Raw genomic sequence first — 23,662 nt, 5'->3', positions numbered from 1 at the left:
AAGAAGGGCGGAGATATGACATCCATGACAAGTCATCACCAGGATAAGGCCACGTTTCTCGAGCGCCTGATTTTCAATAACCGCCCGGCAGTGATCACGATCTGCCTGCTGGTCAGTATTTTCCTGTTCTGGCAGGCCACGCTGATCCGGCCGTCCACCAGCTTTGAAAAGATGATTCCCCTGGAACATCCCTTCATCCAGAAGATGATGGAACATCGCAACGACCTGGCCAACCTGGGCAACACGGTACGAATTTCCGTCGAAGCCACTGACGGCGACATCTTCTCCAAGGAATACATGGAGACCCTGCGTCAGATCAACGACGAAGTTTTCTACATCTCCGGTGTCGACCGCTCCGGTCTCAAATCGTTGTGGAGCCCCAGCGTCCGCTGGACCGAGGTGACAGAGGAAGGCTTCGCCGGGGGGGAAGTGATCCCGCAGAGCTACAACGGTTCTCAGGAAAGCCTCGACCTGCTGCGCAACAACGTGCTCAAGTCCGGGCAAGTCGGGCGCCTGGTGGCCAACAACTTCAAGTCCAGTATCGTCGATATACCGTTGCTGGAGTCCTATCCGGATCCAGAGGACCAGGGCAAGCTGCTGGCCCTGGACTACCGCAAGTTCTCCCACGAACTGGAAGACAAGATCCGCGACAAGTTCGAAAAACAAAACCCCAACATAAAGATCCACATCGTCGGTTTCGCCAAGAAGGTCGGCGACCTGATCGACGGCCTGGTGATGGTGGTGATGTTCTTCGGCGTCGCCTTCGTCATCACCCTGATCCTGCTGTACTGGTTCACCAACTGCATGCGCAGCACCGTGGCGGTATTAAGCACGACGCTGGTGGCGGTGGTCTGGCAGCTCGGCTTGATGCACTTTTTCGGCTTCGGGCTTGACCCGTATTCCATGCTGGTACCGTTCCTGATCTTCGCCATCGGGATCTCCCATGGTGTGCAGAAGATCAACGGCATCGCCTTGCAATCGAGCGAGGCGGACAATGCCTTGACCGCCGCGCGGCGCACTTTCCGCCAGTTGTTCCTGCCAGGGATGATCGCGATTCTCGCGGATGCGGTGGGTTTCATCACGCTGCTGATCATTGACATCGGAGTGATTCGCGAGCTGGCCATCGGCGCGTCGATCGGCGTGGCCGTGATCGTGTTCACCAACCTGATCCTGCTGCCAGTGGCTATTTCCTACGTAGGTATCAGTAAACGTGCCGTGGAGCGCAGCAAGAAAGATGCGCACCGTGAACACCCGTTCTGGCGCCTGCTGTCGAACTTTGCCAGCCCGAAAGTCGCACCGGTGTCGGTCTTCCTGGCGCTGTTGGCCTTCGGTGGTGGACTCTGGTACAGCCAGAACCTGAAAATCGGTGACCTCGACCAGGGCGCTCCAGAGTTGCGTCCCGATTCGCGCTACAACAAGGACAACAACTTTATCATCAGCAATTACTCCACGAGTTCCGATGTTTTGGTGGTGATGGTCAAGACCAAGCCCGAGGGCTGCTCGCGCTACGAAGCCATGGCGCCGATCGACGACCTGATGTGGAAGATGCAGAACACCGAGGGCGTGCAGTCGGCGATTTCGCTGGTGACTGTGTCCAAGCAGATGATAAAGGGTATGAACGAGGGCAACCTGAAGTGGGAAACCCTGTCACGTAACCCGGATGTGTTGAACAACTCCATCGCACGGGCTGATGGGTTGTACAACAACAGCTGTTCCGTGGCGCCGGTGCTGGTGTTTCTCAACGATCACAAGGCCGCGACCCTCGACCGTGCGGTGCATGCGGTGCAGGAGTTCGCCACGGAAAACAACAAGGACGGCCTGGAATTCATCCTTGCAGCGGGTAACGCCGGCATTGAGGCGGCCACCAACGAGGTGATCAAGGAGTCCGAGCTGACCATCTTGATCCTCGTCTATATCTGTGTCGCGACCATGTGCATGATCACCTTCCGTTCCTGGGCGGCGACCTTGTGCATCGTGTTGCCGCTGGTACTGACGTCGGTGCTGGGCAATGCCCTGATGGCCTTCATGGGCATCGGTGTGAAAGTGGCGACCTTGCCGGTGGTGGCGCTTGGGGTGGGGATCGGTGTGGACTACGGGATCTACATCTATAGCCGCCTGGAAAGTTTCCTGCGTGCCGGCCTGCCTTTGCAGGAAGCGTACTACCAGACACTGAAATCCACCGGCAAGGCGGTGTTGTTCACCGGCCTGTGCCTGGCGATTGGCGTGTGCACCTGGATCTTCTCGGCCATCAAGTTCCAGGCCGACATGGGCCTGATGTTGACCTTCATGCTGCTGTGGAACATGTTCGGTGCGCTGTGGCTGCTGCCGGCACTGGCGCGGTTCCTGATCAAGCCGGAGAAACTGGCGGGGCAGAAGGGCAATTCGCTGTTTGCTCACTGATCCATCGCTGAACAAAAAAAGCCGCAACTCAGGTTGCGGCTTTTTTATGCCTGAAGTCTTTACACAGATCCCTTGTGGGAGCGAGCTCGCTCGCGATAGCGGCGTGTCAGTCAATACAGATGTTGAATGTCAAACCGCCATTGCGAGTTAGCTCGCTCCCACAGAGGTTAGTGGTTGTTGGTTGGATCGCTGCCGAGCACGACGTTAAGCGCACTGCGCGCATCGTCCAGCTGAACCAGCGTGGCATGCCGCGCGCCCAAAGCGTCACGATTCTCGATGGCAGTGAGGATCGCCTTGTGCCGTGGCAGTGCCAGTTCATGCAGGTTCGGTCGCTGGTTGGAATGCTTCAACGCTTCGCCAATTGCCACCGACAGCATGTTGCATAAGTTCGCCAGCAGGTCATTGTGGGTGGCGTCGGCGATGCGGCTGTGGAAATCCAGGTCTGGTTGCAACAACGCTTCGGGGGTTGGCGCGGCCTCCATGCGTTGGTACGCCTCGCCGATGGAGGCGATGTCCGCGTCAGTGGCATGTTGTGCGGCGAGCGCGGCCGCAGCGGGTTCGATGATGCTGCGCACGCTGGTCAGCAGGTCGAAGAATTCATTCTGGGGGCTGCTTTGCATCAACCAGTGCAACACATCCGGGTCGAGCATGTGCCATTCCTTGCGCTGCTTGACCACTGTGCCGACCCGCGGGCGCGAGTACACCAGGCCCTTGGCAACCAGGACCCGGGTGGCTTCGCGCAACACTGGCCTGCTGACCGCATACTCCTCGCACAGCAGGGCTTCGGCGGGCAGTTTGTCGTCCGGCTTGAAGCGACCCGAGACGATCTGCATGCCCAGTTCCTGGACGATGCGCGAATGCATGCTTTTGCGGTCGGAGGGTTTACGGTAATCCATGGGAAGCGGCGCGATCCTGGGCGATGGGGATGCTGCGCATGATAACAGCCACGGCGAGAGATGGTCGTTAGCCAGACACAGAACCCCTGTGGGAGCGAGCAGGCTCGTTCCCACAGGGGGTAGAGGCTGTCAGTGGGAATGGCGTGGGACCTCGGCCCCACGGCAACCGACCAGGAAGTCGAAGTCGCAGCCTTGATCCGCCTGAAGCACGTGATCAATGTACAACTGGCGATAGCCGCCGAGGATCATCTGTTGGGGTGGTTGCAGGTCCGCCATGCGCGCCGCCAGTTCGGCATCTGGAATGTCCAGGTGCAAACGGCCGTTGGCGCAGTCAAGTTCGATCCAGTCGCCTTCCTTCACCGTCGCCAACGGACCGCCAGCCGCCGCTTCCGGTGCTACGTGCAGCACCACGGTGCCATAGGCCGTGCCGCTCATGCGTGCATCGGAAATCCGCACCATGTCCGTTATGCCCTGCGCCAACAGCTTGGCCGGCAAGCCCATATTGCCGACTTCGGCCATGCCTGGATAACCTTTCGGGCCGCAGTTCTTCATCACCAGGATTGAGTTGGCATCTACGTCCAGCTCCGGATCGTTGATCCGTGCCTTGTACATGTCGAAGTTCTCGAACACCACTGCGCGCCCTCGATGCTGCATCAATTCTGCAGTGGCCGCTGACGGCTTGAGCACGGCACCCAGTGGCGCGAGATTGCCGCGTAACACGCAGATCCCGCCGTCGGCGCGGATCGGGTTATCCAGCGTGCGGATCACTTCGTCCTGGCCATAGATCGGCGCGTCTTTGGTGTTCTCGCCGAGGGTCTTGCCGTTGACGGTCAAGGCGTCGGGATGCGGAATCAGGTTGGCTTCACCAAGCCGACGCAACACCGCCGGCAAGCCGCCAGCGTAGTAGAACTCCTCCATCAGGAAGCGTCCGGAGGGTTGCAGGTCGACGATGGTCGGCATACCGCGGCCGATGCGGGTCCAGTCATCCAGGTCCAGCTCCACGCCAATACGGCCGGCGATGGCTTTCAAATGGATCACTGCGTTGGTCGAACCTCCGATGGCGGCGTTGACACGAATAGCGTTTTCAAAGGCTTCCTTGGTGAGAATTTTCGACAGCTTCAAGTCTTCGCGCACCATCTCCACCGCGCGCATACCCGACATGTGCGCCAGCACGTAACGGCGCGAATCCACGGCAGGAATTGCCGCGTTGTGGGGTAGGGAGGTGCCCAGCGCTTCTGCCATGCAAGCCATGGTCGAGGCGGTGCCCATGGTGTTACAGGTGCCGGCCGAGCGGGACATGCCGCCCTCGGCCGCGAGGAAATCGTCAAGCGTGATGGTGCCGGCTTTGACCTGCTCGCTGAGTTGCCAGACCACGGTGCCCGAACCGATGTCCTGACCCTTGTGCTTGCCATTGAGCATTGGCCCACCGGTGACGACGATGGCCGGCACGTCGCAGCTGGCCGCGCCCATCAGCAGAGCCGGGGTGGTCTTGTCGCAGCCGGTCAGCAATACCACGCCATCAATCGGATTGCCGCGAATGGCTTCCTCGACGTCCATGCTCGTCAGATTGCGGGTGAACATGGCAGTGGGGCGCAGGTTCGATTCGCCGTTGGAAAACACCGGGAATTCCACAGGAAAACCACCGGCCTCGATCACACCGCGTTTGACGTGGTCGGCAATCTGGCGGAAATGCGCGTTGCACGGCGTCAGCTCGGACCAGGTGTTGCAGATGCCGATGATCGGCTTGCCATGGAACTGGTGGTCGGCGATGCCCTGATTCTTCATCCAACTGCGGTACATGAAGCCGTTCTTGTCGGCCGTTCCAAACCATTGGGCGGAGCGCAGGGTGGGTTTCTTATCAGGCATGATCGATTCTCTTATTGTATGACTAATATGTTCGAGGATGAGCCTAACATAAGCGTAAATTGCCATGTTTGGAAGTGTTGTTGGTTAAATAGTATTACTATATAGTCGCTTTCAACGGAGGGATGGCCCTGGTGGTTTTCTGCGAGAGGCGTCCCCCTAGGTTCTATAACAACAACAATCGGAGACCGATCTCATGAGCCAGGAACTGCGGCTTATTCGTCGCATCACACTCAAACTGATTCCCTTCCTGATCCTGCTGTACCTGATCGCCTATGTGGATCGCTCCGCCGTAGGGTTTGCCAAGCTGCACATGGGCGCCGATATCGGCATTGGCGATGCCGCCTACGGGTTGGGCGCCGGCCTGTTCTTCATTGGCTATTTTCTCTTGGAAATCCCCAGCAACCTGATGCTCGAACGTTTTGGTGCCCGGCGATGGTTCGCAAGGATCATGCTGACCTGGGGCGCTATCACCATCGGTATGGCATTCGTCCAGGGGCCGCACAGCTTTTACGTGATGCGCTTCCTGCTCGGTGCCGCCGAAGCCGGCTTCTTTCCGGGCGTCCTGTACTACATCACCCAATGGTTCCCGGTGCGCCATCGCGGCAAGATCCTCGGGCTGTTCATTCTCTCGCAACCGATCGCAATGATGATCACCGGCCCGGTGTCCGGCGGCTTGCTCGGCATGGACGGAGTGCTGGGGCTGCACGGCTGGCAATGGCTGTTCATCGTCATCGGTACCCCGGCGATCCTGCTGACCTGGCCAGTGCTGCGCTGGTTGCCGGACGGTCCGCAGCACGTCAAATGGATGGACCAGGCTGAAAAGGACTGGCTGACCGCAGAGCTGCAAAAGGACCTTCAGGCGTACGGCCAGACCCGCCATGGAAATCCCTTGCACGCCCTCAAGGACAAACGGGTGTTGCTGCTGGCGCTGTTCTATCTGCCGGTGACCCTAAGCATTTACGGCCTGGGGTTGTGGCTGCCGACGCTGATCAAACAATTTGGCGGCAGCGACCTGACCACCGGCTTCGTGTCATCGGTGCCGTACATCTTCGGCATCATCGGCTTGCTGATCATTCCGCGCAGTTCCGACCGACTGAATGACCGTTACGGTCACCTGGCGGTGCTCTATGTACTGGGTGCTATCGGCCTGTTCCTCAGCGCCTGGTTGACCCTGCCGGTGGCGCAGCTGGCGGCGCTATGCCTGGTAGCGTTTGCGCTGTTTTCCTGCACCGCGGTGTTCTGGACCTTGCCGGGACGATTCTTCGCAGGTGCCAGTGCGGCGGCCGGGATCGCGCTGATCAATTCGGTGGGCAACCTGGGCGGTTACATAGGGCCGTTCGTGATTGGTGCGTTGAAGGAATACACCGGGAACCTGGCGTCGGGGTTGTACTTCCTGTCGGGGGTGATGGTGTTCGGCCTGGTGCTGACGGGTGTGGTTTATCGCTTGCTGGAGCGCAAGCATGTGCTGCCGGCGGGTGAGTTTGCGGCGAGTGCCCGGGGCGCTACCCGTACCTGACACAAAACACGAAATCACCACTAACCCTGTGGGAGCGGGCTTGCCCGCGATAGCAATCTGCCTGACACATCACTGTTGAATGTGCCGCCGCCATCGCGGGCAAGCCCGCTCCCACAGGGAACTGTGGTGTTGTAATAACTGGAGAATTTGCATGCGTTTGGTTCAATTCGAATTGGTTAACGGCCTGCGCCGGGTCGGTGTGGTTGAGGGCGCCCTGGTGCGTGAAGTGCAGGACGCCCATACCGTGCGCGACCTGGCGCTGGCGGCGATCGAGGCGGGTATCAGCCTGGAGCAGCAGGTGAGCTGCCTGGGCCTGGGCATCAGCCATGACTATGCACACCTGCTGGCATCACTGCGCATCCTGCCACCCCTTGACCATCCGGACCCCGCGCACCTGCTGGTCAGTGGTACCGGCCTGACCCATTTAGGCAGTGCCTCGGCCCGGGACAAAATGCATCAACAAACCGGTGACGAAACCGCCATGACCGACACCATGCGCATCTTCAAATGGGGCGTGGAGGGCGGCAAGCCGGTAGCGGGGCAGGTCGGGGTGCAACCGGAGTGGTTCTACAAGGGCGATGGCAGCATTGTCGTGCGCCCGGGCCATCCATTCCCGCTGCCGCCATTTGCCGAAGACGCCGGGGAAGAGCCCGAGCTCAGCGGCCTTTATGTGATAGGCCACGACAGCAAGCCTTACCGCCTCGGTTTCGCCGTGGGCAACGAATTTTCCGATCATGTGATGGAACGCAGGAATTATCTGTACCTGGCGCACTCGAAATTGCGCAGCTGCAGCTATGGCCCGGAACTTCGGGTCGGACCATTGCCTCAGCACCTGGCGGGTACCAGCCGCATCCTGCGCAATGGCGAGGTGGTGTGGCAGAACGAGTTTCTCAGCGGCGAGGCCAACATGTGCCACAGCCTGGAAAACCTCGAGTACCACCATTTCAAATACAGCCAGTTCCTGCACCCGGGGGATGTGCACATCCACTTTTTCGGTACAGCGACCCTGTCCTTTGCCGACGGCATTCGCACTCAGCCGGGCGACGTGTTCGAGATCAGCCAGGCCGAGTTCGGCGCACCCTTGATCAACGGCATTGCGCCGGTCGAAGCGTCATTTACCCCCGGCACCATGGGCACTCTTTAAGGAGATCTGCATGACCAGCATACTTGGGCACAATTACATCGGCGGCCAACGCAGCGCCGCCGGCACCCTGACCCTGCAAAGCGTCGACGCGACCACCGGTGAGCCGTTGCCGCACGAGTTTTACCAGGCCACACCCGAGGAAGTCGATGCCGCCGCGAGGGCCGCCGCTGCCGCCTACCCGGCGTATCGCAGCCTGAGTGCCGAACGACGGGCGCAATTTCTCGATGCCATCGCCGATGAACTGGACGCACTGGGCGACCATTTTGTCGCCGTGGTTTGCCGTGAAACCGCGCTACCCGCCGGGCGCATTCAGGGCGAGCGCGGGCGCACCAGTGGCCAGATGCGCCTGTTCGCCAAGGTCCTGCGTCGCGGTGATTTCTACGGCGCGCGTATCGATCAGGCGCTGCCGGACCGCCAGCCGTTGCCGCGTCCCGACCTGCGTCAATATCGCATCGGCCTGGGGCCGGTTGCCGTCTTTGGCGCGAGCAACTTCCCCTTGGCGTTCTCCACCGCCGGCGGCGACACCGCGTCAGCCCTGGCCGCCGGATGCCCGGTGGTGTTCAAGGCCCACAGCGGACACATGGCCACCGCCGAACTGGTCGCCTGTGCGTTGATTCGCGCAGCGGAGAAAACCTCCATGCCCGCTGGGGTTTTCAATATGATTTACGGTGGCGGTGTGGGGGAGGCGCTGGTCAAGCATCCGGCGATCCAGGCGGTGGGCTTTACCGGCTCGCTCAAAGGCGGGCGAGCATTGTGCGACATGGCGGCGGCGCGTCCACAGCCGATCCCGGTATTTGCCGAGATGTCGAGCATCAACCCGGTGATCGTCCTCCCTCAGGCGCTGCAAGTCCGTGCAGAAAACGTGGCCCGGGAACTCACCGCTTCGGTGGTCCAGGGTTGCGGCCAGTTCTGCACCAACCCTGGCCTGGTGATAGGCATCAGCTCGGCGCCATTCACTGCGTTCATGCACCAGGTCTCGGGGTTGATCGCTGACCAACCGGCGCAGACCATGCTCAACGCGGGCACCTTGTGCAGCTATGGCAAAGGCCTGGAGAAACTCCTCGCGCATCCGGGTGTGACGCATCTGTCAGGGCAGGCGCAGCAAGGCAACCAGGCCCGGCCGCAATTGTTCAAGGCCGACGCCAGCTTGCTGATTCAAGGTGATGAAGTCCTGCAGGAAGAAGTGTTCGGCCCGGCCACAGTGTTTGTCGAAGTGGCGGATCAGGCGCAACTCAGCACCGCACTGAATGGCCTGCACGGACAGCTGACGGCGACGATCATTGGCGAGCCTGCTGACTTCGAGCAGTTTGGCGAACTGACGGCGTTATTGGAGCAGAAGGTCGGACGGATCCTGCTCAACGGTTACCCGACAGGTGTCGAGGTCTGCGATTCGATGGTGCATGGCGGTCCATATCCGGCCACCTCCGATGCCCGTGGTACTTCCGTGGGCACGCTGGCAATTGACCGCTTCCTGCGGCCGGTGTGTTTCCAGAATTACCCTGACAGTCTGCTGCCGGATGCGCTGAAAAACGCCAACCCGTTGCGCATCCAACGCCTGGTGGATGGTCAGTCGAGCCGAGACGCTCTGTAACGTCCGCTCACTGTAGCGAGCTTGCTCGCGATGGACGTCAACGATACCGCGTGTATTTTGAATGAGCGCATTGGCCGGACGTTTTTCGCGAGTAAGCTCGCTCCTACAGGGTCGTGTGGCGTGCGCTATCATGGCGTCTTTCTTCTCAAGATTGACTGCCATGACCGATACTTTGCTCAACGCCCTCGAAAACGCTGACATGCTGGAAATCGACGGCCTGCATGCCTTCGATTTCTCCCTCGATGAAGACGATAACCTGCATATCGAATGCATGGACGGCCGTGCGCTCAAGCGGTGGGCGTTCAGCATGGCGCACATCCAGGCGGCGACTTTTGACGCTGCCTTGAAGAGCTGGATCATCACCGGCGACTCCGGCGAGCACCGCCTGGTGCTGATGGAAGCAATCGGCGGTGACAACGAGGAGGACGACGAGCATGCGGATGCGTAATTTCTGGCCACTGGTGATGGCCGGCAGCGTTGGCGCCATGGGCGTCCAGGCTGCACCCGCCGATGTTCACCAGTTGCTGGTGGGCAGCTACACCGCTGGCCAGAGCCAGGGCATCTACCGCCTGAACTTCAACAGCGCCACCGGCCAGATCGACGCCAAGCCGCTGCAGGTGGTCAAGAGTGAAAATCCTTCCTGGCTGACCCTGTCTGCGGACCTGCGTCACCTGTTCGCAGTCAACGAAAACGGCCCAGGCCAGAAAGACCCGGTCGGGCGCGTCAGCAGCTACTCAATCGATCCGAAAACCCATGCCCTGAGCCTGATCAACCAGGTGCAGAGCCTGGGCAACGAGCCGACTCATTCAAGCCTCAGCGGCGACGCCAGTCACTTGTTCGTCAGCAATTACTCGGTGGTCGAAGACCCGGGCGGTACCCTGGCGGTGTTGCCGGTAGGTGCCGACGGCAAGCTGAAAACCGTGGTGCAGTTGAGCAGCCATGCCTCCAGTCGGGTCAACCCCGAGCGGCAGATGTCGGCGCATGTGCATTCGACCGTGTCCTCGCCAGACGGCAACTACGTGTTTTCCAATGACTTGGGCGCCGACAAGGTATTTGTCTACCGCTTCGACCCCAAGGCCAATCCGGAGCTGCCCCTGGTGCCAGCCACCCCCGCGTCGGTCCAGCTGCCCGCCGGCAGCGGGCCGCGGCATTTGCTGTTTAGCGGCGATGGCAAGCATGCCTGGCTGACCATGGAAATGAGCGCGCAAGTGGCCGTTTTTGACTATCAGGACGGCAAGCTTGCGCAGACGCAGATGGTCGAGCTGGCCGCCGGCCAACCGGCGGCGGACAAAGCCGCCGCTGCGCTGCATGCCTCGGCTGATGGCAAGTTCCTTTATGTCAGCAACCGTGGCACCGCCAACCAGCTGCTGGTGTTCGCCATCGATCCTGCCACTGGCCAGCTCAAGGAGCTGCAGCGTCGCTCGGTGGAAGGCGACCATCCCCGCGAGTTCGCCCTCGACCCAAGCGGCAAGTTCCTGCTGATTGCCAATCAGAAGAGCAACCAGATAGTCGTGGTCGAGCGCGATGCACATAGCGGTCTGCTGGGTAAAACCGTGCAGAAACTGCCGATGGATGCCCCCAGCGACCTCAAGTTCCTGGTGCGTCAATAGGCCGCAGCCCCCGGTTGATGGGGCTTGCACTGTTCTATCAATGAGGCTGATATCTGGAAGTGCTACAAAGCATTTCAAGGCGGCATCCTTCGGAGGTTAAGTTTGCTTCACGGCCCCACCGGGCAAGCAAGCCAACTGACTCCGAGGACTACCGCCATGAACTTCAATATCTTCTCCGTAATCGCCGCCTCCGCCATCTCCGCTACCGTTGCCTTGCCAACCAGCGCCAGCGTGGAAATCAGCAACAAAAAATCCCACACCCAGAGCTACACCCAGAAATACCTGCAGCAGAGCGCCAACTTCTACGCCGCCCTGGATCACAAAACCCAAGCCTGAGATTCAAGCCCTGCACCCTTTATGCAGGAGCGAAGTCACTTTTGACAGCTCGACGTCTTTCTAGTCGATCGGTCTTGAGTGCGGTCGCTCCTGCATAACGCGTTTGTGGGCGGGGATTTATCAGGTTTCATGATTATCTGAAGGACAGGCAGTCGAAGATTCACGATCAACGAAATTGATAGTCACTATAGATATCCCTTGCTGGTTACCGATGCACTTTTCAACGATTCTTTGGGCTCTGAAACATGCCCACGGGAGAACACCATGGCCAGCACAATCCTCACCTCCGCCAAACACGGCGCCTACCTGGCCATCGGTCTGTACGTGGTTCTGGTGTCGGTCGTCAGTATCTCGGCGCACACGCAGCACGATTTCGAAGCACCGATTCAAGTCGCTCACCCCGGCATCCAGTTTGAACACCGCGTGCAGAACGCCATGGTCGATCAGGCGAATGTGGCGGGAGTGGCGGGAGTGGCGGGATCATGAAAGGAGTTAGACTCTGGGTCATTGCCTTTCTGGCGTTCATGACCAATGGCGCGGCGTTGGCGGGAATCGGGCAGGGCTCAGCGGGTTCTGTGGCGCGGTCCATCGAAGCCAATCACAACATGGCTCACAATATCCAGACGGCCAAGGCCTTGGGGCTATTGGCCGGAAACCCTCCCGCCAAGCGGCCAGGCGATTTTTTCGGACCGTTCCAGGTAGATTGCTCGGTGTTGCAGATGTGCGAGGTGTTTGCCTGAATGGGCTCGGACTATTTCTTCATGACTGCGGTAAACAGGTCTGATTCCAGAAACCTCTGCAGCCACGCCTGCAACCGCACGTAAGGTGTCCCCGCGAACCACTCGCGATCCACATGGGCGAACTGCCGCACGAACGGCATCAGTGCCACGTCTGCCAGGCTGCAATGGTCACCCAATAAATAATCCCTTCCCTGTGGGAACGAGCCTGCGCGCGATGGCCTGTCAGTTGATGCAGCTTTGCCCGACACTCCGTCGCCAGCAGGCTGGCTCCCACAGTCTGTTGGCAGACCCCGGCCTTCGAGCAACCCCTCTAGTTTGCGTAGGAACACCTCCCCCTCGGCTCGGTAGAACTCCATCGGCTGTTCGGGATAACGCTCTGCGTACTTGTACTGATTCAGGTGCACCTTGAACACCTGGTCGTTCTCCTCGATCAGCGTACAGATCTGCGCCTGACCGGCAGGGTCGTCCTTGAGCAACCAGTCCTGCGGGTCGTTCTGCGCCAGTGCCCAGCGCATGATCGCCAGGCTCTCATCGATCACCGCGTCGTCGATGCTCAGCACCGGCACCGTGCCCTTGGGCGACAATGCCAGCATCTCGGGTGGCTTGGCTTTCAGGCTGACCTCGACGATGCTCACTGCCAGCGCCGAGTAGCGCAGGGCCATGCGTGCTCGCATGGCGTAGGGGCAGCGGCGGAAGGAGTAGAGCGTGATCATTTCACCTCCAGGGTGCTCAGGCCGTTGCCCTGGCGGTGGACCTGGATCTGCACCGGAATCCGTTCATGCATTTCCTGTACGTGGGAAATGACTGCCACCTTGCGCCCCTGGGCCTGCAGACCGTCGAGGGCGTCCATGGCCAGCTGCAGGGATTCCGGGTCGAGGCTGCCGAAGCCTTCGTCGATGAACAGCGACTCGATCTTCAGCGTGCTCGAAGCCATCGATGCCAGGCCCAGGGCCAGGGCCAGCGACACCAGGAAGGTCTCGCCGCCGGATAGCGAATGCACCGAGCGCAGTTCATCGCCCATCTCGGTGTCCATCACCAGCAAACCGAGCATGCTGCCACCGCGCTTCAAGCGATAGCGCCGCACCAACTGGCGCAATTGCACGTTGGCGTGGTGCACCAGTAAGTCGAGGTTGTAGGCCTGGGCGATCTTGCGGAAGGTGTCGCCGGTGGCCGAGCCAATCAAGGCGCTGAGCCGCGCCCAGCGCTGGTATTCGGTATAGGCGTCGGCGATTCGTTGCGCGAGCGCCTGATTGGCGGTCTGCCGGCGTTGATCCTCCGCCTGCTCGGCGCGCCATTCGGCACACAGGTGTTCGCTGGCGGTGAGCTGGCCCTGCAGCTCGGCTAGCGCCGTCGACAGTTGCTCAGCGTCCAGATTGCCGCTGTGCTGCGCCTGATGACTGGCCAGCCGCTTGTCGCGCTCGTGCAGCAGCACCTTGGCTTGTTCCAGGGCTTTTTCGTTTAGCTGCAAGCGTTGCCGCAATTGGCTGACCTGTTGGTCGTCGACGCTCAGCAGCTGTTCAAGCCCCCCGTCATCGAGCTCCGGGTGCAAGGCTCGCCAGTCGACGATCTTCGCACGCAGCTCGCGTTCTTCAGTTTCCAGGACGATCAGGTGCTCTTGCTGCGCCTTGAGCTCGGCGGCCAACTGCACAAGGCGCGTGCGTACCGATTGCAGCTCCTGGCTGGCTGCCGCTTCGGCATTGCGCGCCTGCTCAACGGCCTGGTCCAGTTGCTGTTGCCAGTGTTCGGCGCTGTCATGGGCACCTAACAACTGTGCAAGCTGCTGCTGGCAAGCCTGTTGCTGCTCGGCGAGTGAGTTGAACTGCTGCAGCGCCGCTTCCAGTTGCTGGACGCGAGTCAGTTGGCGATCCTGTTCCTTCTCCAGCGTCTGCTGGCGTTGCTGCTGTTCGCTGAGTTCGTCCCGCTGTTGATCAAGCTGTTCAAGGCGCTGGGCGATCTGCCGGTCAAGCTGCATGAAGGTCGCGGCCGGCTCGTTGCGCAATGCGTCCAGCGTTTCGGCCGGGAGCAGGGTGCTGAAGGCGCTCAGTTCCTCATCCAGGCGCTGGCGATCATTGCCCAGCTCGCGTTGCTGGTTGGCCAGGTGCTGGGTCGCCTGCTGACTCGCGGTCTCGGCGTTGCGCAGCTGCTGTTGCAGGCTCGCGGCGTCCTGTTGCAGGGTGAGCAGGGCGGTTTGCCGCTGTTCGTCCTGGCTGATGCTCTGGTTCAACTGGCTATTCTGCTGGGTCAGCCAGGCATCGCGCCGGCCGGCGTCCTGATTGAAAAGCTGTGGCGACAGCGGGTGCGCTTCGAGGCTCGGTGCCAGGCTGCTTTGTTGCGCGACCAGTTGTTCCTGCTGTTGCAGCAACTCCTTTTGCTGGGCAATCACCGCGCCCACTTCGGTGCGCAGGTCCGTGAGCTTTTCCTTGAGCGCATCCACCGCTTGCTGCGCGTTGGCTTGTTCACTCTCATCATGGCGACCCAGGCTTTGCAATAACGCCTCGGGCTGATGATAGGGGTGGTCGGGGCTGCCGCAGACCGGGCAGGGTTGACCGTCCTGCAATTGCTCGCGCAGCTCTTCCACACTGGCGCTGCGGGCCAGGCGCTGGCGCTCGAGCAGTTCACGGGTGACGGTCAGGGTCTGTTCGGCGACGGCCAGTTCATTCCTGGTCTTGACCCCGTCCTGGGTCAGCCGCTCCCGTTCCTGCTGGGCTGCGGCTTGGCGCTGCTGCAGTTCGGCGACACGTTGGTCGAGCGCCTGCTGGCTGGCCCACAGTCGCGTCAGTTCTTCGAATGCGCGCAGTTGCTTGCGGTTGTCCTGCAACAGATTGCCGAGCAACTGGATCTGTTCCGCCACCGCTTCCGGCTCGGCGCCAGCCTCTTTGTAGAGCACTTCCAGATTGTGTTTTTGCCCGGCCCATTCTGCGGCGGCATGGCTGGCGTGTTGCTCCAGGGACGCCAGCTCCGCCTGGCCCTTGTTCAGGCGATTACCGATCAGCATCAATTGCTGCAAGCGGTCTCGGTAGGCATTCCAGGCGTCGCTCAGCGGTGCCAGGTGAGTGCTTTGCTCAAGCTCGGCGCCAATCCGCTGCAGGCGTTCGACCACACGTTGCTGTTGGTCGAGCAGCCCTTGAATGGTGTTTTGACCTTCGGTGCAAGCCTGTTCGGCTTGCTGCTTACGGTCGGCGCTGAGGCCAGTGTCCTTGATCAGGCGGGCGAGGCTGCTTTGCGCTTCGAAGGCCTGGCGCAGCAGCGGTGCGCCCGATGTGTGCTGAGCCTGTGCTTCGCTCAGCGCGGCTTGTGTTTTGCCCAGGCTCTGTTCGAGTTGCGTCTGCCGCGCCTGCAGATCCTGTTGTTGCTGGGTCTGCTGCTGAATATGCGCAGCCAACGGCGAAAGCCGGGCCATGAGTTCGCTCTGGCGGGCGAACTGGTGTCTTTGTGGCGCCAGTTGCTCCAGGCGAGTCAACTTCAAACGATCGCCGGTCAGGTGCTGCCAATCCTGCTCGGCGCTGGTCAATTGTTCGTTGGCGCCCAGTTGTTCGTCCTGCAACTGGCGCAGCTCCTTGAGCCAGGTGTGCTGCAGCTCAAGCTGCTTGAGTTGCGCCTGCTGGTTCTTGAGTTGCTGCTGCGCCTGGTTGAAACGTTCATCCAGTTCGGCGCGAGCTTCGGGTGGCAGCGGCGTCACGCCTGTGGCCTGGTCCTGCAGCAGCTTGTGGGCCTCACGGGCGTCCTTGGTCTTATCGAACGCGCGACGACCCAGGCGAGTGTACAAGGCCGTGTCGGTGAGTTTCTCCAGCAGTTCGCTGCGTTCGTTGTCGTTGGCCTTGAGAAAGGCGCTGAACTCGCTCTGGGCGAGCAGGACGGCACGGGTGAACTGCTCGAAGTTCAGGCCCAGCACCGCTTCGAGTTGGACCTTGAATTCGACTTTCTGACTGGCCAGCAATTGATCCTGGTCGAGGTCGCGCAGGCTCTGGCGGCTGGCCTGCAGCTTGCCACCGGCTTTCTCCCGAGCGCGATTGGCCTCCCAGCGCGCGCGGTAGCGGCGGCCGTCGATGCCGACGAAGTCGACTTCGGCATAACCTTCGCCAGTACCACGCCGCAGCAGGGTGCGAGGGTCGCCGGTACTGATTTCGCCGTCGGCGTCGGGGGCCTTGGCGGACACCTGGGCATTGCTCAGCCGCGGCACGGCGCCAAACAACGCCAGGCACAGGGCATCGAGCAAGGTACTTTTGCCGGCACCAGTGGGCCCGGTGATGGCGAACAGTCCGGCGCTGGCCAGCGGCTCGGCGGTGAAGTCAATTTCAAATGGCCCGGCCAGTGAGGCGAGGTTTTTCAGACGGATAGCTAGGATCTTCATGGCTGTTCGCTCTCCGTCTGCACATCCTGTAACAACTCGCCGAAGTCTTTCAGCGTCTGCTCATCGACCTCACTGCCGTAGTTGTCCTGCCAGGCGCGACTGAACAGTTCCTGGGGCGTGAGCTGGTCCAGCTCGATCAGCGCGGTGGCGTCATCGGCACTGTCGCGGCCGCCATTGCCGGCATATTCGGCGGCGATGCGCACCAGGCGCACGGCCTTGCCTTGCAGGGCGGTCTCGACCTGATGACGCAGGTCAGGTTGCGGTTCGTCGAGGCGCACCCGCACTTCCAGCCAAGGCTGGCGCTGAATGTCAGCCAGCAGGTCGATATTCGGCAAGTCGGCCAGTTGCAGCAGGATGTCCGCGAGCGGCGCCGGGCCGATGCGCTGCAGGTTGACCGCCCGGGGGATGAGCTTGGGTTCGACGCTGACCAGGGTTTCGCCGTCCAAGGTGATGTCGAGAATCTGGTGCCGATAACCGATTTCGGAGAACGACAAGGGTATCGGCGAGCCGCTGTAGCGGATCCGTTCTTCGCCGTTGACCTTCTGGGGCTTGTGCAGGTGACCCAGTGCCACATAGCTGATGCTTGGGCCGAACAGGCTGGCCGGTAGCGCTTCGGCATTGCCGATGATCAGGCTGCGTTCGGAGTCTTCGGATACCGAGCCGCCTGCCATGTGAGCGTGGCTGATGGCGATCAGCGCCTGGCCGGGCTTGCGCTTGGCATTGGCGGCGGCGATCAACCATTCATGCACCTGGCCGATCCCGCGCAGGTAATTGTCGCCCAACTGCGCGCCAGTGACTTCCGCCGGGCGCAGGAAGGGTAGTGCCAGGCACCAGCCGACGACCTTGCCCTTGGCATTCGGCAGGGGCAGCAACAGGCGCTCGGCGTCGAGCTGTCCGTCATCGAGCCACAGCACCCGGCCCAGGGCATGCGTGCGCAAGCGGCGCATCAAGGGGGCGGGCAGTTCGATGCGTGAACCGGAGTCGTGGTTGCCGGCGATCATCACGATGGTCAGCTTGGGTTGCTGCTCATGGGCGCTGACGATGAAGTCGTAAAGGCGCTCCTGGGCCTTGACCGGCGGGTTGACGGTGTCAAACACGTCGCCGGCAATCAGTAGCACATCGGGCTGATCGAGTTTCAGCTGCAGCAGCAGCCACTCAAGAAAGCAGCCGTGTTCGAAATCGCGTTCCTGGCCGTGCAGGTTTTGCCCAAGGTGCCAGTCGGAGGTGTGGAACAGACGCAAGGCAAACTCCGTTGCAAATAAGGTGATGGCCGCGTGAGCAATGAAAGCGGCGAAAGGGGAGAGAGTTTACTGACAATCGGGTTTACTTTGGATAAAGCGGCGGCAACCCACTGTCACTCACTGGATCTTGCACCCGCTCGGCAATTGGAATCGCCTTGATCGCTCGCCACAAATCCTCCCCTTGCCAATACTGACCTGCCTCGCTGTACAAGGCGCCGTTCAACCCGTCCAGGGCATCGGACAGCGGCACGAAGCGTGCAGCCATGTCGGCCAGGGTTTCCGGTTGTTGGCGAGCCCAGGCATCCAAGGCCTGGCGGGTGGCGTGGGAGTCGTTGGCCTGGCAGGCGCGCTTGAGCTCGTCGAGCACGGTGCGTGGGCTCGGGCCGGTTTGCGCGGCACGCAGGATTGCCGGTTGCCAGCGGGCACGCCACCACAGGCCAAATCCCAGCAAGGTGGTGCACGCCAGAATCAAGGTGCTGAGTTTCCACCGCCACAGGCTTTCGCTGTCGGCGATGTTCATGGCTTGCGGGGTGCTCGCCGGGGTGTCGACCACCAGGCTTGGATTGTCCGCCACTTGCAGGGTTTGTGCAGGTAGGCTGCTGTGCTCCAGGTGATCTTCGAACGTGTTCCACCAGACCACGTCGACCGCAGGCAACTCGATCGCACCGCTGTGGATCGGTACCAGAGCTTCGCGCTCCTCCCGGCTGCCGACCAGTCCGCGTTCACTGTTCAGGTTGGACAGTACCGGTTGATCGGGATAGCGGCGCAACCCGTTGATCTCAGTCGCGGGCAGCGGTGGCAGCTGCGAACTGGCCAGGCCTTCGACTTTCAGGGTCAGGCTGCGGGTCAGTGAGTCGCCCACCTGGGCCTGGTCCGCTGGCGGGTTCCAGCTCTCGCTCAGGCTGACGCTGCGTGCCGGCAGCCAGGGCACGTCGGCGGGCCAGGTGGCGGGCTTGGCCTTGACGTCCAACACAATGGCGGGCGATCCAACGCGCATCAGTTTTCCGGATTTCGGCGCCTGGGCGTCGCCGTCCTGGGCCGGTTGAGTATCGACCAGTGTGGCGCTGAACACCTGCGCCGGGATGGTCAATTCGCCGCTGTGTTGCGGGTAGATGGCATAGCGCATCTCGATCACGCCGTGGCGCAGGTCGTTGATGACTTTCTCGTAGGTGCGCGACTCGCCCAATTGCTCGATGCGCGCATCGGGTATCTGTAAGGGCGTCAGGCTGCTGTCATCGTACAGCGACACCGAGTGGTAAATGCGCAAAGTCAGGATCGCCTGGGCCTGCACGTACACGCTGGTCTGGTCCAGGCTGACTTCGAGGAATACCGGTCGCAGCTTTTTCGCGCCGTCCTGGGTTTCACTCTCGACCACTTGCACTGTGAGTGGCTCGCTGTGCGCATCGCCCAGCTGCAACGACGGGATGATCACGCTGCCGTTGTGGCGAGGCAGCAGGGTGACGATCCAGCGGGTAGTTGCCTGGTTATCACCGTTGAGGGTGTTCAACTGGTTGACCTGGCGGGTACCGCGTACTTCGAAGAAGGGCTCAAGTGGCGCCAGGTCTGGCTTGCCGAATTGGGTCACATCGTCTGATTGCAGGGTCAGCTCCACGGTTTCGCCGGAGCTCAGGCGACCGCGATCGACGCTGGCAACCAGGCTCGCCGCCTGGGCCTGAACGGTGTAGCACAGTAGTGCGAACAAAGAGGCGGTGAAGCGGCTCATCGAATGGTTCCCTGATCCTGATTTTGTTGCTGTTCATACCAGAATTTGCGTCTGAGCAACTCTCCCGGGTCATCCGGGATCTTGCGCAGCCATTGCTCCAGAGCCTGGCGCTGCTCGCCGTCAATCGCCTCGGACGTCGGGCGCAACGGTGGCGTGGTGTGCTGTTCATCTCCCAGCTCGCTGCCAGGTACTTCATTGGCCCCGGGTTTTGGCGGGGTGGTCGGTTCTCCCTCGCCGGGCTCCGGACTGGCCTGCCGCGCATCGCTTGGCGAATCACCTTCGTTGGTCGGCTGGGTCGCTGCGCCGGGTACCGGCTCGGGCTCTGGAGCCGGCGAGGGGTCGTCCGCTTCCTGCTGCGGCTCGACCGGTGGCGGGGTGTTTTTCTGCTTGAGCAGGTCTTCAACCAGCGCCTTGTTGGTCAGCGCCGGGCGCAAATCCGGCTGGCGCTCCAGCGCCTGTTCGTAGGCGTCCAGTGCTGCTTCCAGTTCACCGCTGCGAGCCAGGGCGTTGCCGCGATTGTAATGGGCGTGTGCGTCGTCGCCCCGGGCAAATCGCTGGGCGGCGCCACTGAAGTCGCCTGCTTGATAGAGCGCCACACCTTGCCACTGTGGATCTTCGAAGTGCTGTGCGGCGTCGGCCGGGCGCTTCTGCTTGAGCAAGTGCAGACCTTGCTGGTCAGGGCGCAACCACAGGTCTTCAAACTCGAAGGCATAACTCGGCTGGGGCAGCAGGAACAGCAGCGGAAGGCAGAACAACCAGCCACGACGGCCGGCACAGGCCGCCAGCAAAAGGAGCGGTAACAACAGCCAGTGGCCCTGATCTGCCCAGGTGTCGAGGCGCAGGGTCTGGCCGTCATCGCGCAACGCCTGCGGACCGTCAAACAGCCCCAGCGCGCGCAGGTCGGTGTCCTCCAAGCGAGCGTGGCGATAGCGGCCGTCCAGGGCATTGGCGAACGCTTTGAGGCTGGGCTCGTCAAGACGTGGCACCAGGATCGCGCCCTGACCGTCCTTGAGGAAACTGCCATCCTCCTGGGTGATCGGCGCTCCTTCGGCGGTGCCGATGCCGAGCATCAGGAACTGCGTGGACTTGTCGCCCAGGGCCTGCCGAATACCCTGCCGTTCCTGCTCGGTAAGGGTCGAGCCAATGAGCAGGATCCGCCCGTCACCAAGCGCCGCCTGCTTGAGTAGCTCAAGCGCCTTGACCACCGCCAGGTCAGCGCGATGTCCTGCCTGGGGCATCAGCGATGGCTTGAGTGCATCCAGTAAATTGCGGCTGGTGGCAAGGTCGTCGGACAGGGGAACCAGTGTATGGGCGCTGCCGGCATAGACGACGATCGCCGTCTGTGCATCGCTGCGATGCTGCAGCAGGTCGAACAGCTTGCGTCGGGCTTGCTCCAGGCGGTTTGGCGGCGCGTCGGTGGCGAGCATTTCAGGGGTCAATTCCAGCACCACCACCAGTGGGTCGGCAGGTGTCTGGCTGGTTTGCTCGACGCGCTCCCAGCTTGGCCCCAAAAGGGCCAGAAGCCCTAGCGTCCAGGCCAGGCCAAGGACGACCCAAGGCAGCTTGCTATCGCGTCCACTGCCGCCACTGAGCAGTGCCGCATGGAAGGCCGGGGGCAAAATCATCTGCCAGCGTCCGGCACGTTTTTGCCGGTGCCACAGCTGCCACAGCAACCAGGCCAATAGCGGCAATACGAGGAGCCAGGCAGGACGGAACCAAAAGGGCCAGAGCACGCTCATCGACGTCTCCGCAGCCGCAGGCGCTCTAGTCGCTTGCGCCAGTCGGGCAGTTGCGATTGCAAGAACAGATCCTTGGTGAACAGGCGTTGCACCAGGTTATTCGGCCAGCGCTCACGGGCCGCGAGCAATATGCTCAATACCAGCGCCAGTGCCAGTGGCCAATGATAAAGCGATTGGGCAGGGCGCGCCTGGGTCGGTTGCTGAGTCACCGGCTCCAACTGATCGAGGGTGTCCTTGATCGACTCCAGCTCCTTGCCATCGCGCGCGCGGAAGTAGCGGCCGCCCGTGACCTGGGCGATCGCCTTGAGGGACGGCTCGTCCAGGTCCAGGCTCGGGTTGACGCCGAGAAAACCCGCAGTGCCGCTTTCCTCGGGATCGGCGCCAATACCGATCGGGTAGATCTTCACGCTCTCGCTGGCGGCCAGACGTGCGGCAGTTGCCGGGTCGATCTCGCCACCATTGTTGGCGCCATCAGTGACCAGGATCAGCACGCGGCTCTGGGCCGGGCGCAATCGCAGGCGTTTCAGGGCCAGGCCGATCGCATCACCAATGGCGGTGTTCTTGCCGGCGATGCCGATACGCGCCTCGTCTAGCCACACTCGGACGGTGCGACGGTCAAAGGTCAGCGGGGCCTGCAGGTAGGCCTGGCTGCCGAACAGGATCAGGCCAACCCGATCGCCCTCGCGACCCTCGAGGAAATCCCCTAGCAGGTGCTGGACCAAGTCCAGGCGGCTGACGTCTTCGTCCTGCCAGCGCATGTCGGGGAAATCCATGGAACCGGATACGTCGACGGCCACCAGCAGATCCCGGCCGCTGGCGGCAATCGGCAACGGTTCGCCGAGCCATTGCGGGCGCGCCGCGGCAATCAGCAACAGCAGCCATAGAAGAATGAACGGTGTCTGCTGGCGCCAGGTCGGGAGATTGGCCCGGGCACGACGCCGAGCCAGGCCTTCCAGATCATTGAGAAAGCTGACTTTCAATGCGGGCTCGCCACTGTCGGCCACCGGCAGCAGTACCCGCATCAACCAGGGCAACGGCAGCAGGACAAATATCCACGGCCAGGCGAACTCAAACATGTTTGCGAATCCAGGTATCGATAGCCTGGGTGAGGCCAGCGATGGCCTTGTCGTCGAGTTTGCACTCGGGCTTGTAGGCGCCTTCGACTAGCACCATCCAGCGTGTCAGGCCGGCAGCGGGGCAGCGGTTATCGAGGAAAGCCAGCCATTTGCGTCCGTTGAGCGTGTGGCTCTGGCTATAGGGATAATGGTTGCGGCACAGGCGTTTAAGCAGCCCGTTGAGTTGCTGCAACCAGGCGCCGGCCGGAGCGCCATCGTAGGGTTTGGGCATCAGGGCCAGTTCAGCCAGGGCGGCGACTCGCACCGGGTCCAGCGGTTGCTCGGCACGCACGATCGGGCGCTTGTGCGGCATCAACCGGCGCAGCTGCCACAGGCCGAAACCGATCAGTGGCAGCAGCAACAGCAAGAGCCACCAGCCGGGCGCGGGTGGCCAGAAACCGATCGGTGACGGGGTGATCAACGGTTGCAATTGATCGAGGCTGCTCATCGACCTTTCCCTGCTTTTTGCGGGTTCAGGTACTCGCGCAACTGCTCAACCATCTCACTTTGGGTGCTCAGTGGCATCAGCAGCACCCGCAACTTCTGCGCCAACAGTTCCCAGCGGGCGATGCGCGTTTCAGCCTGGGCACGATAGGCCTGGCGCAGGTCGAAATTGAGGGTATCCAGCTCCAGTTGTGCGCCCCGCTCGGCGAAGCGCAGCAGCCCGGCAGCGGGCAGCGCATGATCTAGGGGATCGGACAGCGGCAGCAGCAGCAAGTCGCAATGACGGGATAATAGGCTCAGTTGCTGCTCGGAGCCCTCCGTCAGGGCGCGCTCGTCGCAGATGACGATCACCAGGCTGCCCGGGCGCAGCACTTCCCGGGCGCGGCGCAGGGCCAGATTGAGGGCGTCGCGATGGGTCTCGCCCTCGGTGTGCAATGACTGGTTGACCCGCACCAGGCGGTTGAGCAGTTGTAGCAAGCTCTGTTTGCTGCGTCGCGGTTTGATCTCGTAGTGCTCATTGTCGCCGAACACCAACCCGCCGACCCGGTCGTTGTGGCCCAGCGCAGCCCAGCCGATCAGGCTCGCAGCCTGGGCGGCCAGAACCGACTTGAACATCAGTCCGGAGCCGAAAAACAGCCGGCGGCTCTGTTCGACCATGATGAAAATCGGCCGTTCACGCTCTTCATGGAACAACTTGGTGTGCGGTTCCTGGGTGCGGGCGGTCACGCGCCAATCGATAGTGCGTACATCGTCCCCCGCCTGGTAGACCCGCACCTGATCGAAATCCACGCCACGCCCGCGCAGCTTGGAATGGTGCAGGCCAATCAACGGGCTGCGCTGGCTCGGCGTGGAAAACAGTTGAACTTCGCGCACGCGGTGGCGCATCTCGATCAACTCCGCGAGGCTGACACGAACGCCCGGCTCGGGCAGCGCAAGGCTGTTCATCAGGG

The 23,662-nt window shown here is 61.7% G+C and carries 19 protein-coding genes; 9 read left to right on the top strand and 10 right to left on the bottom strand.

Going from position 1 to position 23,662, the window contains the following annotated elements; translation table 11 throughout:
- The first annotated feature begins 24 nt into the window (after positions 1-24).
- Complete coding sequence (locus L9059_RS03605) at positions 25-2,400, top strand: efflux RND transporter permease subunit (RefSeq protein ID WP_428480249.1); 2,376 nt, start codon at positions 25-27, stop codon at positions 2,398-2,400.
- Between the two features lie 167 nt (positions 2,401-2,567).
- Here the strand turns inward: L9059_RS03605 and L9059_RS03600 are convergent, their stop codons facing one another.
- Together L9059_RS03600 and L9059_RS03595 are read right to left on the bottom strand one after the other, a co-directional pair.
- The gene (locus L9059_RS03600; RefSeq protein WP_247287707.1) at positions 2,568-3,296 is read right to left on the bottom strand and encodes a FadR/GntR family transcriptional regulator; all 729 of its coding nucleotides are present in this window, start codon (positions 3,294-3,296) and stop codon (positions 2,568-2,570) included.
- Between the two features lie 129 nt (positions 3,297-3,425).
- Positions 3,426-5,162: an IlvD/Edd family dehydratase gene (locus L9059_RS03595; protein ID WP_247287704.1), complete on the bottom strand. Its 1,737-nt coding sequence runs from the start codon at positions 5,160-5,162 to the stop codon at positions 3,426-3,428.
- A gap of 193 nt (positions 5,163-5,355) precedes the next feature.
- On the opposite strand from L9059_RS03595, the gene L9059_RS03590 reads away from it, so the two are divergent.
- From L9059_RS03590 to L9059_RS03555, 8 genes are all read left to right on the top strand, one after another.
- Entirely contained in the window at positions 5,356-6,678 is a 1,323-nt protein-coding gene (locus tag L9059_RS03590; protein ID WP_247287701.1) for an MFS transporter, read from the top strand.
- 151 nt (positions 6,679-6,829) lie between these two features.
- Positions 6,830-7,822: an AraD1 family protein gene (araD1, locus tag L9059_RS03585; protein ID WP_247287699.1), complete on the top strand. Its 993-nt coding sequence runs from the start codon at positions 6,830-6,832 to the stop codon at positions 7,820-7,822.
- Between the two features lie 10 nt (positions 7,823-7,832).
- Positions 7,833-9,413: an aldehyde dehydrogenase (NADP(+)) gene (locus L9059_RS03580; protein WP_247287697.1), complete on the top strand. Its 1,581-nt coding sequence runs from the start codon at positions 7,833-7,835 to the stop codon at positions 9,411-9,413.
- 151 nt (positions 9,414-9,564) lie between these two features.
- Positions 9,565-9,861: a DUF5629 family protein gene (locus tag L9059_RS03575; protein ID WP_247288285.1), complete on the top strand. Its 297-nt coding sequence runs from the start codon at positions 9,565-9,567 to the stop codon at positions 9,859-9,861.
- On the top strand, positions 9,848-11,023 hold the full coding sequence (locus L9059_RS03570; protein ID WP_247287695.1) for a lactonase family protein: 1,176 nt from the start codon (positions 9,848-9,850) through the stop codon (positions 11,021-11,023). Before L9059_RS03575 ends, L9059_RS03570 begins: the two co-directional genes overlap by 14 nt.
- 156 nt (positions 11,024-11,179) lie before the next feature.
- Entirely contained in the window at positions 11,180-11,359 is a 180-nt protein-coding gene (locus tag L9059_RS03565; RefSeq protein WP_247287693.1) for a hypothetical protein, read from the top strand.
- 264 nt (positions 11,360-11,623) lie between these two features.
- Entirely contained in the window at positions 11,624-11,845 is a 222-nt protein-coding gene (locus L9059_RS03560; RefSeq protein WP_247287691.1) for a hypothetical protein, read from the top strand.
- Positions 11,842-12,099 (top strand): hypothetical protein, encoded by a 258-nt coding sequence (locus L9059_RS03555; protein ID WP_247287689.1) that lies wholly within the window; start codon positions 11,842-11,844, stop codon positions 12,097-12,099. The genes L9059_RS03560 and L9059_RS03555 overlap by 4 nt, the downstream gene beginning before the upstream one ends.
- A gap of 11 nt (positions 12,100-12,110) precedes the next feature.
- Here the strand turns inward: L9059_RS03555 and L9059_RS03550 are convergent, their stop codons facing one another.
- The 8 genes from L9059_RS03550 to L9059_RS03515 form a co-directional block, all read right to left on the bottom strand.
- The gene (locus L9059_RS03550) at positions 12,111-12,812 is read right to left on the bottom strand and encodes a glutathione S-transferase (protein ID WP_247287688.1); all 702 of its coding nucleotides are present in this window, start codon (positions 12,810-12,812) and stop codon (positions 12,111-12,113) included.
- Positions 12,809-16,450, bottom strand: a complete 3,642-nt coding sequence (locus L9059_RS03545) for an AAA family ATPase (protein ID WP_247287686.1) — start codon at positions 16,448-16,450, stop codon at positions 12,809-12,811. Before L9059_RS03545 ends, L9059_RS03550 begins: the two co-directional genes overlap by 4 nt.
- Complete coding sequence (locus L9059_RS03540) at positions 16,447-17,691, bottom strand: exonuclease SbcCD subunit D C-terminal domain-containing protein (protein WP_247287684.1); 1,245 nt, start codon at positions 17,689-17,691, stop codon at positions 16,447-16,449. Before L9059_RS03540 ends, L9059_RS03545 begins: the two co-directional genes overlap by 4 nt.
- Positions 17,692-17,773: 82 nt before the next feature.
- Complete coding sequence (locus L9059_RS03535; protein WP_247287674.1) at positions 17,774-19,414, bottom strand: BatD family protein; 1,641 nt, start codon at positions 19,412-19,414, stop codon at positions 17,774-17,776.
- Positions 19,411-21,153 carry a VWA domain-containing protein gene (locus L9059_RS03530; RefSeq protein ID WP_247287672.1) on the bottom strand — a complete coding sequence of 581 codons (1,743 nt, stop codon included), beginning with the start codon at positions 21,151-21,153 and terminating at the stop codon, positions 19,411-19,413. The genes L9059_RS03535 and L9059_RS03530 overlap by 4 nt, the downstream gene beginning before the upstream one ends.
- Positions 21,150-22,229 carry a vWA domain-containing protein gene (locus L9059_RS03525; RefSeq protein WP_247287663.1) on the bottom strand — a complete coding sequence of 360 codons (1,080 nt, stop codon included), beginning with the start codon at positions 22,227-22,229 and terminating at the stop codon, positions 21,150-21,152. Before L9059_RS03525 ends, L9059_RS03530 begins: the two co-directional genes overlap by 4 nt.
- Positions 22,222-22,716 carry a DUF4381 domain-containing protein gene (locus L9059_RS03520; RefSeq protein ID WP_247287652.1) on the bottom strand — a complete coding sequence of 165 codons (495 nt, stop codon included), beginning with the start codon at positions 22,714-22,716 and terminating at the stop codon, positions 22,222-22,224. Before L9059_RS03520 ends, L9059_RS03525 begins: the two co-directional genes overlap by 8 nt.
- A complete protein-coding gene (locus tag L9059_RS03515; RefSeq protein WP_247287650.1) occupies positions 22,713-23,657 on the bottom strand; it encodes a DUF58 domain-containing protein in 945 nt (314 codons plus the stop codon). Before L9059_RS03515 ends, L9059_RS03520 begins: the two co-directional genes overlap by 4 nt.
- Positions 23,658-23,662 lie beyond the last annotated feature (5 nt).

It is taken from the genome of Pseudomonas violetae (assembly GCF_023072615.1).
GTDB classification, from domain to species: Bacteria; Pseudomonadota; Gammaproteobacteria; order Pseudomonadales; family Pseudomonadaceae; genus Aquipseudomonas; species Aquipseudomonas violetae.
The sequence above is the reverse complement of the archived record's forward strand: the minus strand, read 5'-3'. Positions and strand labels throughout refer to the sequence as shown.